The organism is Halomonas sp. A3H3 (assembly GCF_000982975.1).
GTDB classification, from domain to species: Bacteria; Pseudomonadota; Gammaproteobacteria; order Pseudomonadales; family Halomonadaceae; genus Vreelandella; species Vreelandella titanicae.
Map to the genome: position 1 here is coordinate 146,562 of NZ_HG423343.1, position 15,979 is coordinate 162,540.

Annotated in this window: 14 protein-coding genes; 7 read left to right on the top strand and 7 right to left on the bottom strand. The window is 56.9% G+C overall.

Annotated elements, in window-relative coordinates:
* The first annotated feature begins 46 nt into the window (after positions 1 to 46).
* From HALA3H3_RS00605 to HALA3H3_RS00620, 4 genes are all read left to right on the top strand, one after another.
* The gene (locus HALA3H3_RS00605) at positions 47 to 238 is read left to right on the top strand and encodes a hypothetical protein (protein ID WP_022520445.1); all 192 of its coding nucleotides are present in this window, start codon (positions 47 to 49) and stop codon (positions 236 to 238) included.
* Between the two features lie 188 nt (positions 239 to 426).
* Positions 427 to 1,830: a YcjX family GTP-binding protein gene (locus HALA3H3_RS00610; protein ID WP_022520446.1), complete on the top strand. Its 1,404-nt coding sequence runs from the start codon at positions 427 to 429 to the stop codon at positions 1,828 to 1,830.
* Entirely contained in the window at positions 1,827 to 2,864 is a 1,038-nt protein-coding gene (locus HALA3H3_RS00615) for a YcjF family protein (protein WP_022520447.1), read from the top strand. The genes HALA3H3_RS00610 and HALA3H3_RS00615 overlap by 4 nt, the downstream gene beginning before the upstream one ends.
* Positions 2,865 to 2,973: 109 nt before the next feature.
* A complete protein-coding gene (locus HALA3H3_RS00620; RefSeq protein WP_022520448.1) occupies positions 2,974 to 4,614 on the top strand; it encodes a BCCT family transporter in 1,641 nt (546 codons plus the stop codon).
* A gap of 96 nt (positions 4,615 to 4,710) precedes the next feature.
* Here HALA3H3_RS00620 and HALA3H3_RS00625 read toward each other — a convergent pair whose 3' ends face one another.
* The 6 genes from HALA3H3_RS00625 to HALA3H3_RS00650 all read right to left on the bottom strand — a co-directional run bounded on the left by HALA3H3_RS00625 (position 4,711) and on the right by HALA3H3_RS00650 (position 11,509).
* Positions 4,711 to 5,832, bottom strand: coding sequence for an ABC transporter ATP-binding protein (locus tag HALA3H3_RS00625; protein ID WP_022520449.1), 1,122 nt, complete (start codon positions 5,830 to 5,832; stop codon positions 4,711 to 4,713).
* Between the two features lie 181 nt (positions 5,833 to 6,013).
* On the bottom strand, positions 6,014 to 6,892 hold the full coding sequence (locus HALA3H3_RS00630) for a carbohydrate ABC transporter permease (RefSeq protein ID WP_009287309.1): 879 nt from the start codon (positions 6,890 to 6,892) through the stop codon (positions 6,014 to 6,016).
* Positions 6,885 to 7,811: a carbohydrate ABC transporter permease gene (locus HALA3H3_RS00635; RefSeq protein ID WP_041157867.1), complete on the bottom strand. Its 927-nt coding sequence runs from the start codon at positions 7,809 to 7,811 to the stop codon at positions 6,885 to 6,887. The genes HALA3H3_RS00630 and HALA3H3_RS00635 overlap by 8 nt, the downstream gene beginning before the upstream one ends.
* Positions 7,812 to 7,904: 93 nt before the next feature.
* On the bottom strand, positions 7,905 to 9,164 hold the full coding sequence (locus HALA3H3_RS00640; RefSeq protein ID WP_022520451.1) for an ABC transporter substrate-binding protein: 1,260 nt from the start codon (positions 9,162 to 9,164) through the stop codon (positions 7,905 to 7,907).
* 111 nt (positions 9,165 to 9,275) lie between these two features.
* The gene (locus HALA3H3_RS00645) at positions 9,276 to 10,787 is read right to left on the bottom strand and encodes an ATP-binding protein (RefSeq protein ID WP_022520452.1); all 1,512 of its coding nucleotides are present in this window, start codon (positions 10,785 to 10,787) and stop codon (positions 9,276 to 9,278) included.
* Positions 10,784 to 11,509, bottom strand: a complete 726-nt coding sequence (locus HALA3H3_RS00650) for a response regulator (protein ID WP_009287305.1) — start codon at positions 11,507 to 11,509, stop codon at positions 10,784 to 10,786. The genes HALA3H3_RS00645 and HALA3H3_RS00650 overlap by 4 nt, the downstream gene beginning before the upstream one ends.
* 280 nt (positions 11,510 to 11,789) lie before the next feature.
* On the opposite strand from HALA3H3_RS00650, the gene HALA3H3_RS00655 reads away from it, so the two are divergent.
* Positions 11,790 to 12,572, top strand: coding sequence for a hypothetical protein (locus tag HALA3H3_RS00655; protein ID WP_022520453.1), 783 nt, complete (start codon positions 11,790 to 11,792; stop codon positions 12,570 to 12,572).
* A gap of 64 nt (positions 12,573 to 12,636) precedes the next feature.
* A complete protein-coding gene (locus HALA3H3_RS26870; protein ID WP_158414233.1) occupies positions 12,637 to 12,777 on the top strand; it encodes a hypothetical protein in 141 nt (46 codons plus the stop codon).
* Between the two features lie 221 nt (positions 12,778 to 12,998).
* On the opposite strand, the gene HALA3H3_RS00665 is transcribed toward HALA3H3_RS26870, so the two are convergent.
* Entirely contained in the window at positions 12,999 to 13,796 is a 798-nt protein-coding gene (locus HALA3H3_RS00665) for a Cof-type HAD-IIB family hydrolase (RefSeq protein ID WP_022520455.1), read from the bottom strand.
* Positions 13,797 to 13,969: 173 nt separating this feature from the next.
* On the opposite strand from HALA3H3_RS00665, the gene HALA3H3_RS00670 reads away from it, so the two are divergent.
* Positions 13,970 to 15,910: an exoribonuclease II gene (locus HALA3H3_RS00670; protein WP_022520456.1), complete on the top strand. Its 1,941-nt coding sequence runs from the start codon at positions 13,970 to 13,972 to the stop codon at positions 15,908 to 15,910.
* Positions 15,911 to 15,979: the final 69 nt, after the last annotated feature.

Consider the following 15,979-nt stretch of genomic DNA (forward strand, 5'->3'; position numbering starts at 1 on the left):
TGCTTTGCTATCATGTGCTCAATGGCATTAGAGCTAGGGAGATCCAATGGATCCGCAACAATGGCTAGAAGCCGCCACGCTGGCGTTTAATTTAATCGGTATGGTGGTGTGCTTAGTGGGCCTAACCTTGGCGCAGAAGATGACCCGGCGCTGGCCAGGCTACACACTGGCGGGGGTTGGCTTTTTGATCGCCACCCTACCGATGCTTTCGCAACTGGTATTAATGTTTAGCCAGTAAAGGCTAAGAGAGCCTGCCTGGCTTGGCCGATCGTCGCGAGAAGCGCGGATTTTGAGCCAAATTTATCGATCGATTGAGGCGAATAGCGTGCTATTTAACGAAATCGATCGAATAAAGTTGGCCAAAATACCGGGATTCGCAGTAGATCAGTGTTAAGTCAGACAGGCTCCTACAAAGGGATCGAAAGGATGCGCCAGCCGTTAAGTCGCGAACTGAGCAATTTATTAGAGCGTGGGCGAGATCGCCAGCTGCGCTTGGCGGTCACCGGCCTTTCCCAAGCGGGGAAAACCGCGTTTTTGACGTCGTTGGTCAATCAACTGCGTCATGCGGGCGTTGAGGCGCAGCTCGATTTGCTACCCGCTGCCCGGGAAGGCCGCTTGCTGGGTGCCCAGCGGCTTAACCAGCCCGACTTAGGCGTGCCACGGTTTCCCTACGACCCCGGCATGGCTGCACTACGCGATACGCCGCCGCGCTGGCCGGAGCCCACCCGCGGCATCAGCGAGTTACGCTTACAGCTGCGCTACCGCCCTGCCCGCAGCGGCTGGCTAACCCCTGAAATCGCCCACCTTACCCTGGATCTATTCGACTACCCCGGCGAGTGGCTGCTCGATTTGCCGCTGCTGCAGCACGACTTTTATAGCTGGAGCCAGGCCCAGGCGTTACACGAGGGCGAACAGCGCCGCAGCCTGTTTAGCGAATGGCTTGCCGCAGTAGAACAGCTCGACCCCGCTGGCGAAGCGGATGAAGCCCAGCTTGCTGCTCTTGCCGAGGAGTACGCTCAAGGCCTTCGCCGCGCCAAAAAGGCCGGTTTTTCCGACCTGCAGCCAGGGCGTTTTTTACTGCCCGGCGAACTGGAAGGTGCGCCGGTGCTGCAGTTTTTTCCGCTACCGCAGCTCGACGCCTCTCAACTCAACACCTCTAGAGAAACGCTGGAGGCACTGCCTGCCAATAGCCTTTACGCTACCCTGGCGGCGCGCTTTCGCTACTACCAGCAGCAAGTGGTCAAGCCCTTTTATCGCGATCACTTCCGCCGCTTTGACCGCCAGATTGTACTGGTGGACGTGCTGGGCGCGCTCAATGCCGGGCCAGAACGCTTTGAAGACCTTTCCAGCGCGCTACGCCAGTTAATGCACAGCTTCGATTATGGCCAACGCAGCCTACTTACGCGCCTCTTCGCACCTAGAATTGACCGCCTGGCGATTGCCGCCACCAAAGCCGATCACGTCACTCCCGATCAACACGGCCACTTGGTACAGCTGTTGGAGGCCCTGCTGGCAGAGCCTCTCAAAGACCTTCGCTTTGCCAACGTGCCGGTTAAAGCGCTCTCGCTGGCGGCCATTCGTGCCACTGAAGCCCGTGAGGTAACCCATGAGGGTAAGCGTTCACCTGCACTGCGAGGCACCACACTAGAGGGCGAAGAGGTGCTGGTTTACCCCGGCGATGTGCCCGCCCGGCTGCCCGCTGCCAATTTCTGGCAGCAGCAGGGCTTCGACTTCCCCGCCTTTCGCCCGATGCCAACCAGCTCAGAAGCGTTGGATCATATCCGCATGGACGCCGCCATCGACTGGCTGATTGGAGATAAACTGACATGACCACCCCACAGCCACGCCGCCACTTCACGCTGGATGACCAGCCTGAAAAGGCCGCTGATGCAGATACAGTCCTACGTCAGCGCGAAGCCTTTGCTGGCGCCAGCGAGCATCATCCATTGGCGCCCTTGCCAGAAGATAAAGCGCTGCCTGCCGCCAGTTTAGGTGCGCCGCGTAAACGCCGCTGGGGGCTGCTATTTGCCCTGGTGGGTGGTGCCGGGCTAGGCACGGCAGAACTGGTCACCGGCATTCCTGATGCGATGGCTCAGTCGCAGTGGCTAGCCATGGCCTGGCAGCTGTTCGGGGTCAGCCTGATTGGCTTGGGCGGCTTCTCCCTGCTCAAAGAGGTGGGCCGTTTGCGCCGTCTCAAGCGCCACGACAAACTGCGCGGCGATCTGGCCGAGCTGCCGCTACGCTCGCCCAAGCAGGCCCGGGCGATGGCCGAGCAGTTGAGGCGCCAACTTAAGCTCGCCGACGATGACCCGCACTGGCTAGCCTTTCAGCGCGCCAGCCAACCCCACCATAGTGGTGAGGAGATCCAGACGCTGTTGCGTTACCACCTGCTAGCGCCGCGTGATCGCGAGGCCCAGCGCCTGATTACGCGTATGTCCGGCGAAACCGCCATCATGGTCGCCATCAGCCCCCTAACGCTGGTGGATATGGCGCTGGTGGCTTGGCGCAGCCTGGCGATGGTGGATCGACTCTGCCGCCTTTATGGGCTTGAGCTGGGCTACGCCAGCCGCCTGCGGCTGTTTCGTAACGTGCTGCACAACATGGCTTTTGCCGGTGCCAGCGAACTGGCCACCGACGCCAGTATGGATATGCTCTCGCTGGATTTAGCCAGCCGCCTTTCCGCCCGTGCGGGTCAAGGCCTCGCCACCGGGCTGCTTAGCGCGCGCCTTGGGTTACGCGCCCAGCGGCTCTGTCGTCCGGTGCCCTTCACTGCCGATGAGCAGCCCAAAATCGCCGATCTACGCCAAGACCTGTGGCGGCAAATCAAACGGCTCGATAAAGAAAAGGTGCCGCAGAATCGCTAAAGGGTTAAACGGCGGCACCCCTCCTTTTCGGCCACAAAATGGGATTCAACGCTGTTTATCCTCATGATGGGGGTTTGACATGGCATCTTCCACTGAGGAGACGTAGTGTATGAACCATCCCAATGATCCTGAGTCGCCTTCGGTAACGAGCGACATGCAGACCGACTATGTCGTCGGCCAGGACAATATCAAGGGGCAGCTTGGCCCCATCGGTTTCGACATCCACAACCGCGTTTTTGTGGTATCCGCGCTTGCTTCCGCTATCTTCATCGTCCTCACCCTGCTGTTTCCAGAGCGAGCGGGGAGCACTTTTCAGTCCATTGTTGCCTTCTCGACGGGAACGTTGGACTGGTATTTCATGATTCTGGTCGACTTCTTTATTCTGTTCTGCTTAGCGCTGGTGGTTCTGCCTTATGGCTCAGTCAGGCTGGGCGGGGCCGATGCGCGACCGGATCACAGCTATCTCTCCTGGTTCGCCATGCTGTTCACCGCGGGAATCGGCATCGGCCTGCTGTTCTTCGGCGTACTAGAACCGGTTTATCACGCCAATGTCTCGCTGCCTCTGGGCATCGCATCCCCCTTCGGCGCCGATGGGGCGCTGAATCCAGCCGCTGTTGATAACGCCAGCGCCATGGGCCTGGCGGGTACCTATCTCCATTGGGGTATCCATGGCTGGGCGGTGTATATAGTCATGGCGCTGGCGCTGGGTCTGTTTACCTATAACAAAGGCTTGCCGTTCTCGATTCGCTCGGCGTTTTTTCCCATTCTCGGTGAGCGCGTCTGGGGCTGGTGGGGCCATGTGATCGATATCCTGGCGGTGTTTTCCACCCTCTTCGGGCTGGCAACGTCCCTTGGGCTTGGGGCACAGCAGGCTAATGCGGGGATGAACTTTGTCTTCGGCCTGGAAGTAAGCACCTTGACCCAGGTCATCGTCATCATTCTGGTGACGGCGGTGGCGCTGGTGTCGGTTTGGCGCGGTCTTGAGGGCGGCTTGAAGAAGCTCTCAGAGATCAACATGATCCTGGCCGTTCTGTTCTTCTTTTTTGTGCTTTTCGCTGGCCCTACTCTGCTGGCCATGGCGGGTTTCTGGTCGGGACTTACCACCTATGTCACGGACTTTATTCCTCTGTCCGCGCCCTTTGGTCGTGAGGATGATGCCTACCGCCAGTCCTGGACGATTTTCTACTGGGCTTGGTGGATTAGCTGGGCACCTTTTGTGGGGATGTTTATCGCTCGGGTATCCCGGGGCCGCACGGTGCGTGAGTTTATACTCTGCGTGTTGCTGGTTCCCAGTCTGTTTATCTTTATCTGGATGGGCGTCTTTGGCTCAACCGCCCTTGAACAGCTCTATGCTGACCCGGTGGGCAGCCTGGTTAAAGAGTATGTAATCGACAACTACAGACCCGAGCTTTCGCTGTTCGGCATGCTGAACGAACTACCGTTGACGGGCCTGATGTCGACCCTGGGTATCGTCCTGGCGCTGATCTTCTTTGTCACCTCCTCGGATTCCGGCTCCCTGGTCATCGATACCATCACCGCCGGTGGTAAAATCGATGCTCCGCGGCCACAGCGTATGTTCTGGGCAGTCGTCGAGGGCCTCATCGCGATTGTGCTGCTTATCGGTGGTGGTCTGACCGCCCTTCAGGCCGGTGTTACCGCCACCGCTATTCCGTTCTCGATTGTGATGCTGCTGATGTGCTACTCGATCATCAAGGCGCTCAATGGCGAGCTACGGCTTATTCGTAAGTAATACCTGCAGTTGAAACCTTTAGGTAACTACAAAAGAGGCCCCCTGCTGAAACCAGCAGGGGGCCTACTATTTCACAACAGGTTCAAGTCAAACCGCTTACGCAATACGCTGCTCGGTCTCGGCATCAAATAGAATCGCTCTGCCCATATCAACACGTAGCGATAAGCGCTCCCCTGCAACCACTGCGCATTTAGGCCCAACACGGGCGGTAACTTCCTGTTCGCCCAGGGGTAAACGCAGCAAGATATCCGCCCCGGTAGGTTCTACCACCGCCACACTGGCGCTCAGCAGCGTTCCTTCGGCTTGGGACGTTAACCGCTCATCCTCTTCGCTGAAGTGCTCCGGACGCAGGCCAAGAATCACCGGCTGATTCAACCGCTCGGCCATATCTGGTGCGATGCGCTCCTCCGGCCAGGGTAGCACCAGCTCATCCTCACCTGGCGTGGCAATCCTCAGTTGATACCCACCGTTATCGTCCTCCAGTGTGGCGCGAATGAAGTTCATCGACGGCGAGCCCATAAAGCCAGCCACAAACATATCCACCGGGTTGTTGTAGACCTCATCCGGCGAGCCGAGCTGCAGAATATGGCCGTCGCGCATCACCGCAATGCAGTCGGCCAGGGTCATGGCTTCGACCTGGTCGTGGGTGACGTAAACAATGGTGGTGCCCAGGCGCTGGTGGAGCTTTTTGATCTCGGTGCGCATATCCACGCGCAGTTTGGCATCCAGATTAGAGAGCGGTTCGTCAAACAGGTACACCTTTGGCTCCCGAGCCAACGCACGTCCCATGGCTACACGCTGACGCTGCCCGCCGGAGAGCTGTGCAGGCTTGCGTTCCAGCAGGTGGGTAATTTGCAGTAGATCGGCTACCCGCTCCACCGCGGCTTCCCGCTCGGCTTTGGGCACCTTGCGCATCTCCAGCCCGAAGCTGATGTTCTGGCGTACAGTCATGCTGGGGTAAAGCGCGTAGGACTGAAATACCATGGCGATATCCCGATCCGCGGGGGTGCGCCAGGTTACGTCTTCACCATCGATATAAATATTGCCGGACGTCACTGGCTCAAGCCCGGCAATGGCGTTCATCAGCGTGGACTTACCGCAGCCTGACGGCCCAACCAGAATCAAAAACTCGCCGGAATCGATGGAGATACTAACGTCTTTGAGCACCCGCTCGCTGCCAAACTCTTTACGCACGTTGTGGATTTCTAACGCTGCCATAATGAAAATCCTATTCTAAAGCGACTGACAAACTCCATTCATCTGGGTTGGCCAGAAGCAGCCCTCCGCGGGGGCGCTGTGAACCCATCCCTGGGCGCTACTTTCGCCATCCCTGGCGAAAGACCCCCGCTACGGGCTGCTTCTGACCTTCTAGAAATGGTTGCCACTCACCTAGTTGTTATTAGCCTTTAACGGAACCGGCTGTCAGCCCGCGTACGAAGTATTTTCCCGCCAGCACGTACACCACCAGAGTGGGCAGCGCGGCAATCATCGCCGCCGCCATATCCACGTTGTACTCGCGAACGCCGGTGGAGGTATTCACTAGGTTGTTTAGCGCCACGGTAACGGGCTGGGTGTTGTGGGCTGAAAACGCCACGCCAAACAGGAAGTCGTTCCAGATTTGGGTGAACTGCCAAATCACTGAGACGACAATAATCGGAGCCGAAACCGGTAGTAGAATGCGCCAGAAGATGCGGAAAAAGCCCGCGCCATCCAACTTCGCCGCCGATACCAGCTCGTTGGGGATACCCACGTAGAAGTTGCGGAAAAACAGCGTGGTGAAAGCGATGCCAAAGACCACGTGAACCAGAATCAACCCGGCGCGGGAGCTGGAGATCCCCAGCCAGCCGAGGGTTTGCGCCATGGGCAACAGCACCACCTGGAAAGGAATAAAACAGCCAAACAGCATTAGCGCGAAGACTAATTCAGAGCCTTTGAAGCGCCATTTGGTCAGCGCATAGCCGTTAAGGGCTCCGATAGTGGTTGAGATCAGCACCGCTGGAATCACAATCGCAAAGGAGTTCCAGAAGTAGCCGCCAACGCCATCGCAGCGCATGCCGGTACAGGCTTCACCCCAGGCTTTTGTCCACGGCGCGAAAGTGGGATTTTGCGGAAACGAGAGCAGCGACCCGGCACTGATTTCGCTCAGCGGCTTCACCGAGGTCATCAGCATGACCACCAGCGGTAGAATATAGAACAGCGCGGCGAGTATCAGCACGCCATAGAGCAGGCCACGGCCCAGCCGCGCAGCGGGCGTCTGACGACGAATCACATTAGCCATGCTTGCGGCTCCTTAATTCGGAGTAGAGATAAGGAATCAAAATCGCCAACACGCCGCCCAACATCAGCATGGCGCTGGCAGAGCCCAAACCTATCTGCGCCCGGGTAAAGGCGTGGGCGTACATAAAGGTGGCGGGTAAATCGGTGGCATAGCCAGGCCCACCGCCGGTGAGCGCAACGACCAGGTCAAAGCTCTTAATGGCAATATGGGCCAAAATCATCACCGCGCTAAACACGACTGGGCGCAGGCAGGGCATCACTACGCGCCAATAAATGCGCGGCAGGCTAGCGCCATCTAGTTGCGCCGCTTTGATAATGCTGTCATCGATACCCCGTAAGCCAGCTAAAAACAGCGCCATCACAAAGCCTGACGCCTGCCATACGGCGGCAATCACCAGGGTATAAATCGCCATATCAGGATCGACAATCCAGTCAAAGCGAAACGACTCAAAGCCCCAGCCTTGAACCATCGCTTGAATGCCCAGCTGCGGGTTGAGTAGCCACTTCCACACTACCCCGGTAACAATAAATGACAGCGCCATGGGGTAAAGATAGATCGTACGCAGCGCGCCCTCTTGGCGAATTTTCTGATCAAGCAGTATCGCCAGCAGCGAGCCAATCGCCAGGCAAATCACCACGAACAGCACGCCAAAAATCATCAGGTTGGTCGAGGCGACCCACCAGCGCTCATTGGCCATCAGGCGTGCGTACTGACCAAAGCCGACAAAGTCATAGCTGGGCAGCATGCGCGAGCTGGTTAGCGAGAGTACGAACGTCCACAGCATGAAGCCGTAAACAAAGAACAGCGAAATTGCCACCGACGGTGCCAGCACCAGGCGAGGCAGCCACGCCTGCAAACCGCCGGATGGCGTCGACCGCTTAGCGCCAGCCCCTAAAGGCGTCGCAGAGGTATTTTTCATGGGGAGGGAATCTCTCATGGAGAAGTATCCTTGCCAAGCAACGAAGGCGCCGCCGTTGCAGCGGCGCCTGAAGAACGCTAACGCTAGAAAAGCCTAGAAAGAGGCCGCTTCGGCAGCGCTCACCATACGTTCTGCCGCTTCTTCAGCAGGCATATCGGCGTCGTTGAAGTAGTTGGTAACCACATCAAAAATGGCACCCTGTATATCCGCACGTACGGCCATACCGTGAGCCATACTGGGCACTAGGCCACCCTCTTCAGCGGTGCGCTGGAAATCAGCCAACGACTGCTGGGCACAGCTATCGAATTCGCTCATGTCCAGATCAGGCCGCGCAGGAATCGAGCCTTTGGCAAGGTTAAACGCTTCCTGGAAAGTAGGCTCAAGCACCAGGCGGGCTAACGCTTGCTGCGCTTCGCGCTCCTCGTCGTCGCTGACCCGGAACATGGCCAGACTATCGATATTGAAGGTGAACGCATCTTCGGTGCCCGGCGCTGCGGCACAGAGGTAATCTTCCCCGGCGGTCAGTCCGGCCGCAGTGAACTCCCCTTTGGCCCAATCGCCCATCAGCTGAAACCCAGCCACTCCTTCAATCACCATTGCCGTGGCAACATTCCAGTCACGCCCGGGCATGCCTTCATCCATCAGCTCGCGGGTACGCTTGAAGTCCTCAAGGGCATCGATCATTTGTTCGCCGCCCAGGGCTTCAGGGTCTAGTTCTACCAATGCCTGCTGATAAAACTCGCTACCCTGACCACCTAACAGTACGCTTTCGAAGACCGTAGCGTCCTGCCAGGATTGGCCGCCATGAGCCAGCGGTACGAAGCCCGCTTCTCGGATAGCCTCACCTGCCTCGAATAGTTCATCCAGCGTGGTGGGCATCTCTACCCCTGCCGCTTCGAGCACTTCGGGGTTGGCCCACAGCCAGTTTACCCGGTGCACGTTGACGGGTACCGCCACGTATTTGCCGTCGTGACGCATGATATCGGCCACGACTTCCGGCAGCAGTTCATCCCAACCTTCCGCATCGGCAACGCCGTTCAGGTCACCGAGCAAGCCAAGCTCACCCCACTCCTGAATTTCGGGGCCTTTGATTTGAGCTGCAGAGGGTGGGTTGCCCGACATGGCACGAGATTTAAGCACCGTCATGGCGGTTTCACCGCCGCCGCCTGCCACTGCAAAGTCCTGCCAACCGTAGCCTTCAGCTTCCATTAACTCTTTAAGCACGTTGGCAGCGCGAGCTTCACCACCGGAAGTCCACCAGTGCAGCACTTCAACTTCATTCGCTTGAGCGGTGGTGGCTAGCGTGGCACCTGCCAGAGCAAGCGCGAGGGTCGTCTTCTTAAGCGTCGACATGGAGTAACTCCTTATATTGTTATTGTCCTCTCGGACGTTCGACATCCAAGAGGTTACGCCAAGGCAAGCGTCAACGGGAGTTACCGAGTACTGCATAGTGTTGGGGTTTTATTACAAACCTGTAATAGTTTCCTGGCGGGGTAGCGAGAGAGTCACCACCAGCCCACCATCAGCATGGTTGGCGAGCGTGATATCGCCGCCATGGGCACGGGCAATATGCCGGGCAATGCCCAGCCCGAGGCCGCTACCACCCGTGTGTCGACTGCGTGAGGGCTCCAGGCGCACAAAGGGCGAAAACACCCGCCCCAATTGCTCTTCAGGTATACCTGGGCCGTGGTCACGAATACGCATGGTGACCGCGTTACCGTGATCTATTAGCTGCACATCGGCCTGCTTGCCATAGAACACCGCGTTCTCAAGCAGGTTTGCCAGGCAGCGTTTAAGCGCTACCGGTTTGACAATCAGCGGCGCGATAAGAGAACCACTTTTAATCTCGATAGTGACCTTACCACCCTGAAGGCTAAGCTCTTCGGCCAGCTCTTCGAGCAGGTGCGTTAGATCAACGGGCGCGGGTTCCTCATGCAGGTCTAAGCCTTTTACCGAGGCCAAGGCACCTTTAACCAAGCTATCCAGCTCATCCAATGAGGCGCAAAAACGCTCGCGCTGATAGTCGTCATCGAGCATCTCAGCGCGCAGGCGCATGCGGGTTAAGGGGGTCTTTAAATCATGGGAAATCGCTGAAAACAGCCGTTCGCGCTCCTCAATCTGCTCACGAATACGCCGCTGCATACGATTGAACGCCGCGGCGGTGGCGGCCACTTCTTTGGGGCCACTCTCCCGTAGTGGCGGCATATCCAAATCATCGCCCAACTGATTCGCTGCCCGTGAAAGCCGCGCCAGTGGCCGGGTCACGCTGGTAATACCCAATAGAGAAAGCGCCAGCACACTCAGCAGCACCAGTAACCCGACCAGCAAACGCTCTTCAGAAAGCCAGCGATAACCGCTGAAAATATCGGGTACGCCCAGCAGCGTGGCAACATAGAGCCAGGTGCCTGGGGCAAGCTCCAGTTGGACCACTAAAATCGGCGGCGAGAGTGGCTCCATCAGCAGGCTGTGCTGCCCCCAGCGGGGCGGTAGGTCGTAAAGCAGTACTTCGTTATTGAGCACACGCAGGTTTTCCGGGCGGGAGAACTCGACAATCACGTCGTCGATATTGAGCTGCTGGGTGAGCACCGAGCGCACATTGTTCACCACCACCTGTTTTTCCGGCCCGGAGCCGATATCGTCGATGGCCAGCCTGCGTTCGTTGACGCTAACAAAAAAGCGCGTGCCACCCATATTACGCAGCTGATCGAGCACAATATGGCGGTAATCAACGGGCAGTGAGCGGAAAAACTTCATGGTGGAGGCGATGCTAAACGCCATATTGGTGGACAGCTCATCAAGCTGTGCCAAGTGGCTGGAGCGCACCTGGGAAGTCCAGATGGCGTAGCTGGCCCCTTGGGCGACAAGCACTCCGGCGATCATGATGATCACGAAGCGCCCGCGCAGCGACGCCGGCAGCCAGCGGGCAGCTCGTCGGGATAAGCGTCGACGAATGGTTGCCCACTCCACGCGTCTCACGTTAATGCATCTACTTGGGCGGTTAACACATAGCCTGCCCCGCGCACCGTTCGAATCAACTGCGAGTGCTGGGCATCTTCACCCAGCCGTTGGCGCAGGCGGCAAACGTGGACATCAATGGAGCGATCAAGCGGCGGCGCGTCCCGCCCACGGGTAAGCGCGTATAGATCATCCCGAGTGAGCACCTTCGCCGGATGCTCTAAAAACACCTGCAATAGCTGAAAATCAGCCCCTGAAAGCGCGGCGCGCTCGCCCTGCAGGTCAATCAACTCGCGGGTCATGCGGTCGAGTTGCCAATTACCAAAACTGACCCAGCGCGCCTGCCCCGCAGGCAACTCTGGTGGAGCACTGCGGGTGCGTCGCAATACCGCTTTGACGCGCGCCAGCAATTCGCGGGGATTAAACGGCTTGCCCAAGTAGTCATCAGCACCCAGCTCCAGACCAAGAATGCGGTCGGTCTCATCGGCACTGGCGGTAAGCATGATTATCGGCACATCGCTGTGCTTTCGGACGTCACGGCAGATGGTAAAGCCGTCGTCACCGGGGAGCATTAAATCGACAATCAGCAAGTCGGGGGCGTGTTCTGCACGCAACGAATGCAGCGCTTGGGCACCGTCCGCTGTGAATACCCGATAGCCATGGCGCCCCAGGTAGTCCGCGAGCAGTTCACAAATCTCTGGGTCATCGTCGACCACAATCAAAGTAGCAGGGGTTGTCGTCATCTCAGCGGGTTCAGCCCTACGCTATTGTCGTTATTGGGCCTTGATGATGGTCGAGGAAACTGTGCACCTCAAGCCCCCTTCGACTAATGATGAAATCACCTGTGGCTACGCTATTTCTGTGTATTAATAAGAATGCTAACAAAAAAATACAATATTTACTTAATGCTTTTGTTTGCTTAGCCGATTAATAATGTAGATATAGAGCAATAACCAGCGCTTTCGTCACTATCATCGGCCACATATTGATAGCGATTAAGCAAAGCCACAAGGAGGTATTGCAATGACAATCGGTATCGGGCCATCCACTCCGGTAACCTCTCAATCTACATCGGGTAGCCGCACTCAGGGCGTATTAACAACAGGAACCGAAAAAGGCGAAAGCACGACATCGTCCTCTGGTTCATCGAAGCCATCAAGCCAACTTTCCACTTTGGCTCAGCAGTTAAGCGATAGTGCCCTGCGTGCCGAAGAGCGTGATGCCAGCCTGGATCGTAAAGCGTTAGGGCAAAAAGCCGATGCACTGCTCCAGCCAATAACTCGGGACTTTCATCTTCACCGTGCAAAATATGACGCTGAAGTACCTAACACCGATGATCCCGAGCTATTAGATAGAGCAAAACAAGCCACCTCCTTTGTCAGCGGAAGGGGCAGCAACCCCTTTAGCGGCCTGTCGCAAGATCAGCTTGCACTGATTATTTATGATGATAGCGGCACGTTTACGGCTAATGAGCGAAAAGCCGCCTGGAAAGAAGAGTATGACCAGGAAACAGCAAGGAGATTAGCGGTTATAGCTCGAGGTAAATTGGAGTATGAACAAACCGGCAAGATGACAGAATTCTTCAAAGAAGTGCTGGGTAATTACAACGAGCTGCCCCCTATCATGCAGGCACAATATCCCGACTTCTATGCCCCACGCCTTGAGCACCTGATCGAGATGGACTTCAACTTTATAACCCACCGCGCCGAAGGCAAAGGGGCACCTGAAGATATTTTTGACATACTGATGTCAAGTGACGACTTCGCCAACCTTGGTAAACGCTTTGCTAACTCAACGGTTAGTTGAAAAGAGATAATAGTAAATGCGAAGCAATTCTAGCGCTGAGGAAGATATTTCACGCGAAGCGCTCATGGCCGACGCCAAAGCTCTCCCTCAACAGCTTAATCAAAGTCTGCTTGAGGCTTTTATTGGCAAGAACGATGAAAAACCCACTGAACGTAGCTTTATAATGAAATTGTTTGATTGGCTGAAACCACCAGCGAATAAATAAAGCGTAACGTCAGTTTTTGAACAGCTCATCAAGGGAGTTGGCGGTCAAGATCGCTCCAGACCACTCATCCAACTGCGCAGGCGTTGCTTGCTCCAGCCGCTGTTCTGCCCAAACAGGCAGCTCGCCAAATTTTAGGCCAAGCTGTTGAGCTGCTTCAGATTGACCTCAGCCCCAAGTCGCTGCAAGTGACGAAATTAAGAGCCACTAATTAATACGTAACCCTACAGCCCAAAGCGCTTTTTCAGCCATTGGGCAACGGCGGCTTCGCCATGGTGACCGATACGCTCAGCCCCGGTGACACGGTCAAATAGTGCCGGGTGAGCATTGCCCATTACCTGGGCCTCCCCGGCTAAATCGAGCATTTCGGTGTCGTTAAGATTATCGCCAAACGCTAGGCAATCGGCGGGCGTTAATCCTAACCGTTCCAGCAGTGATGACAGCGCCACGCCTTTGTTGACCCCACCGGCCATGATTTCCAGAGAATCAATCGTGGAGTAGGTGATATGAAACCCGTCGCCGTGGGCGTCTTGCGCCTGGGCTTCTAGCTGTTTTAGCGCATTTGGGTCGCCTAGATAGAGCACTTTGCCTACACCGTTAGTGTCCATTTGCGCGGGCGGCACAACTTCATAGCCAAAACCGGTAGAAGCGTGAAGTGATAATAAGTGCGGGGCCTCTGAATCAATATGCCAGCCGCTTTCGCGATAAAGGTTAAGCCGTACTTGAGGCGGGCGCGGCAGATTGATCAGCGTCTTTGCATGTTCAGGCTCAAGGTGATTAGCCGCCAGCAGAGTATCTTCGGGGTCATGAACATAGGCGCCGTTGGTGCTGATCAAGTGCGCAGGAATGTCCAACTGATCACGAAAGACCTTCATATCGTGGTAGTGGCGACCCGAGGCGAGCGCGACATGATGACCTTGCTTCACCAATGCTCTTAGCACCTCGATGGTGCTCTCGTGCAGGGTGTGGTCGCTTCCTAATAGGGTTCCATCCAGGTCAGAAACAATTAAGCGAGGTGTCATAGCGCGCTCCGTGAGTATGAATATTCAGCTTAACCGATTCCCTTGAGCGCATGTAAGCCTTTGACTCGCCATTACCAAAGCCAACATCAGGGCCAACATCGCATAGCGACAATTGGCGCAGCCTGCGGGAATCCGTATAGTGGCACCCTAACTCTCGCCAACTGATTGAGCTCATGCTTCAGAACAACGCCATGCTTGCCCAGCTCAAGCAACAGATTCGTCAAACCACCCCCCGCGCTGAAGGGGTGATCAAAGCTACTGACAAAGGTTTCGGGTTTCTCGAAACCGACGACGGTGAATCCTATTTCGTGCCGCCGCCCGCCATGAAGCAGGTGATCCACGGTGATCGCGTGGAAGGCGTGATTCACGAGAACGGTGACAAAAAGTCCATTGAGCCGGAAAAGCTGATTGAAGCGGGTCTTGATCGGTTTGTCGCCCGCGTGCAGAAGCGCGAAGGCCGCCTGTCCGTCGTACCCGACCATCCGTCGATTAAAAATGTGATCAAGGCACGGATTAAGAACAGCCTTGATGAGGACACCATTGCTGACGGCGACTGGGTCGTTGCCCGCTTGGTACGCCATCCGCTAAAAGCCGATGACCGCGCTTTCTTTGCCCAGATTGATGAGCTGGTCGCCAAAAGCGACGACCCAGCGGTGCCGTGGCGCGTCACACTTGCACGCCATGCGTTGGAGCAAGAGTGCCCCGATGCGGGCACCGACTGGCCGCTGATCGATGAAGGCCTGACTCGCGAAGATTTAACGTCCACGCCCTTCTTCACCATTGATGGTGAGAAGACCCGCGATATGGATGATGCGCTGCACGTGGCTACCCGTGCGGAAGGCGGCTGGCGGTTGAGCGTAGCGATTGCCGACCCCACCGCTTATGTGGAAGAGGGCCATGCGGCTGATTTAGAAGCCCGCACTCGCGCCTTTACCGTTTACCTGCCCGGCCAAAACGTCACTATGCTGCCAGAGCAGCTAGCAGATGATCTCTGCTCGTTGTGGGAAGGCAAGGAGCGCCCCGCGCTGGCCTGTACGCTGGATATTAATGCTGACGGCAGCATGGGCGATTACCGCTTTTTTGCGGCGAACGTTAAATCTCACGCCAAGCTCGTTTACGACAACGTCTCCGACTGGATCGAAGGTCAAGGCGACTGGGCACCCGCGGATGAGATCGCCGAACAGCTTACTGCGCTGCGTGATTTGACCGAAGCGCGTACCGCTTGGCGCAATGAACACGCGCTGGTGTTTAAAGACCGCCCCGACTACGTGTTTGATCTCGATCCCGCCGGTAACGTATTGGCGGTGCGCACCGAAGAGCGCCGCATTGCCAACCGCATGATCGAAGAGTCGATGATTGTGGCCAACGCCTGCTGCGCGGACTTCCTGGCCCAGCATATCGGCCACGGTATCTTTAACGTGCACCGTGCTTTCGAGCCGGAAAAAGCCGAAGCCGCCCAGGAGTTCCTGGCAGGTCAGGAGATCGTGGTTGAGCGCGAAGCGCTCACCGAGCTTGCCCGCTACACCGAGCTTAAGCGTGCGCTGGAAAGCCGCGATGACGCCTGGCTGGATGCGCGCCTGCGGCGCTTCCAGGGTTTTACCAGCATGTCGGCCCAGCCCGGCCCTCACTTTGGCCTGGGCCTAGCCGCCTACGCTACCTGGACGTCGCCAATTCGTAAGTATGGCGATATGGTCAACCACCGCCTGATCAAACGCGTGTTGAAAGGCGAACAGGCCCCCGCCGAAGCGACCCAGCAGCTCACCGAGCAGTTGACGGAACGCCGCCGCTTGAACCGTATGGCCGAGCGCGACGTGAAAGACTGGCTCTACGTGCGTTACCTAACGCCCGCTGCGCAGAACCAGGATACGTTTGAGGCCGAAATCATGGCCATCAACCGTGGCGGCATGCGCGTTCGTCTGGTGGAAAACGGCGCAACGGCGTTTGTACCCGCGCCCTTGATGCACAGTGACCGTAGCAAAGTGGTCATTGACGATAAAGAGGGCCGTATCCAGATCGAGGGCGAAGAGCGTTACAAGCTTGGTGATCCGTTACGCGTAGTGCTCACCGAAGCGCGTGAAGAGACCCGCTCGCTGGTGGCAAAGCCCACTGATTGATGGGTCATCACTAGCTAGATATTACCTAAAGGGGCAGCAATCACGCTGCCCCTTTTTTAGTGTGTTTGA

Coding starts and splice junctions, on each gene's coding strand:
- HALA3H3_RS00625 (WP_022520449.1), bottom strand. CDS start 5,832: ATGGCAGCGTTAGAAATCCACAACGTGCGTAAAGAGTTTGGCAGCGAG.
- HALA3H3_RS00630 (WP_009287309.1), bottom strand. CDS start 6,892: ATGGCTAATGTGATTCGTCGTCAGACGCCCGCTGCGCGGCTGGGCCGT.
- HALA3H3_RS00670 (WP_022520456.1), top strand. CDS start 13,970: ATGCTTCAGAACAACGCCATGCTTGCCCAGCTCAAGCAACAGATTCGT.
- HALA3H3_RS00635 (WP_041157867.1), bottom strand. CDS start 7,811: ATGAAAAATACCTCTGCGACGCCTTTAGGGGCTGGCGCTAAGCGGTCG.
- HALA3H3_RS26870 (WP_158414233.1), top strand. CDS start 12,637: ATGGCCGACGCCAAAGCTCTCCCTCAACAGCTTAATCAAAGTCTGCTT.
- HALA3H3_RS00650 (WP_009287305.1), bottom strand. CDS start 11,509: ATGACGACAACCCCTGCTACTTTGATTGTGGTCGACGATGACCCAGAG.
- HALA3H3_RS00605 (WP_022520445.1), top strand. CDS start 47: ATGGATCCGCAACAATGGCTAGAAGCCGCCACGCTGGCGTTTAATTTA.
- HALA3H3_RS00655 (WP_022520453.1), top strand. CDS start 11,790: ATGACAATCGGTATCGGGCCATCCACTCCGGTAACCTCTCAATCTACA.
- HALA3H3_RS00665 (WP_022520455.1), bottom strand. CDS start 13,796: ATGACACCTCGCTTAATTGTTTCTGACCTGGATGGAACCCTATTAGGA.
- HALA3H3_RS00610 (WP_022520446.1), top strand. CDS start 427: ATGCGCCAGCCGTTAAGTCGCGAACTGAGCAATTTATTAGAGCGTGGG.
- HALA3H3_RS00640 (WP_022520451.1), bottom strand. CDS start 9,164: ATGTCGACGCTTAAGAAGACGACCCTCGCGCTTGCTCTGGCAGGTGCC.
- HALA3H3_RS00615 (WP_022520447.1), top strand. CDS start 1,827: ATGACCACCCCACAGCCACGCCGCCACTTCACGCTGGATGACCAGCCT.
- HALA3H3_RS00620 (WP_022520448.1), top strand. CDS start 2,974: ATGAACCATCCCAATGATCCTGAGTCGCCTTCGGTAACGAGCGACATG.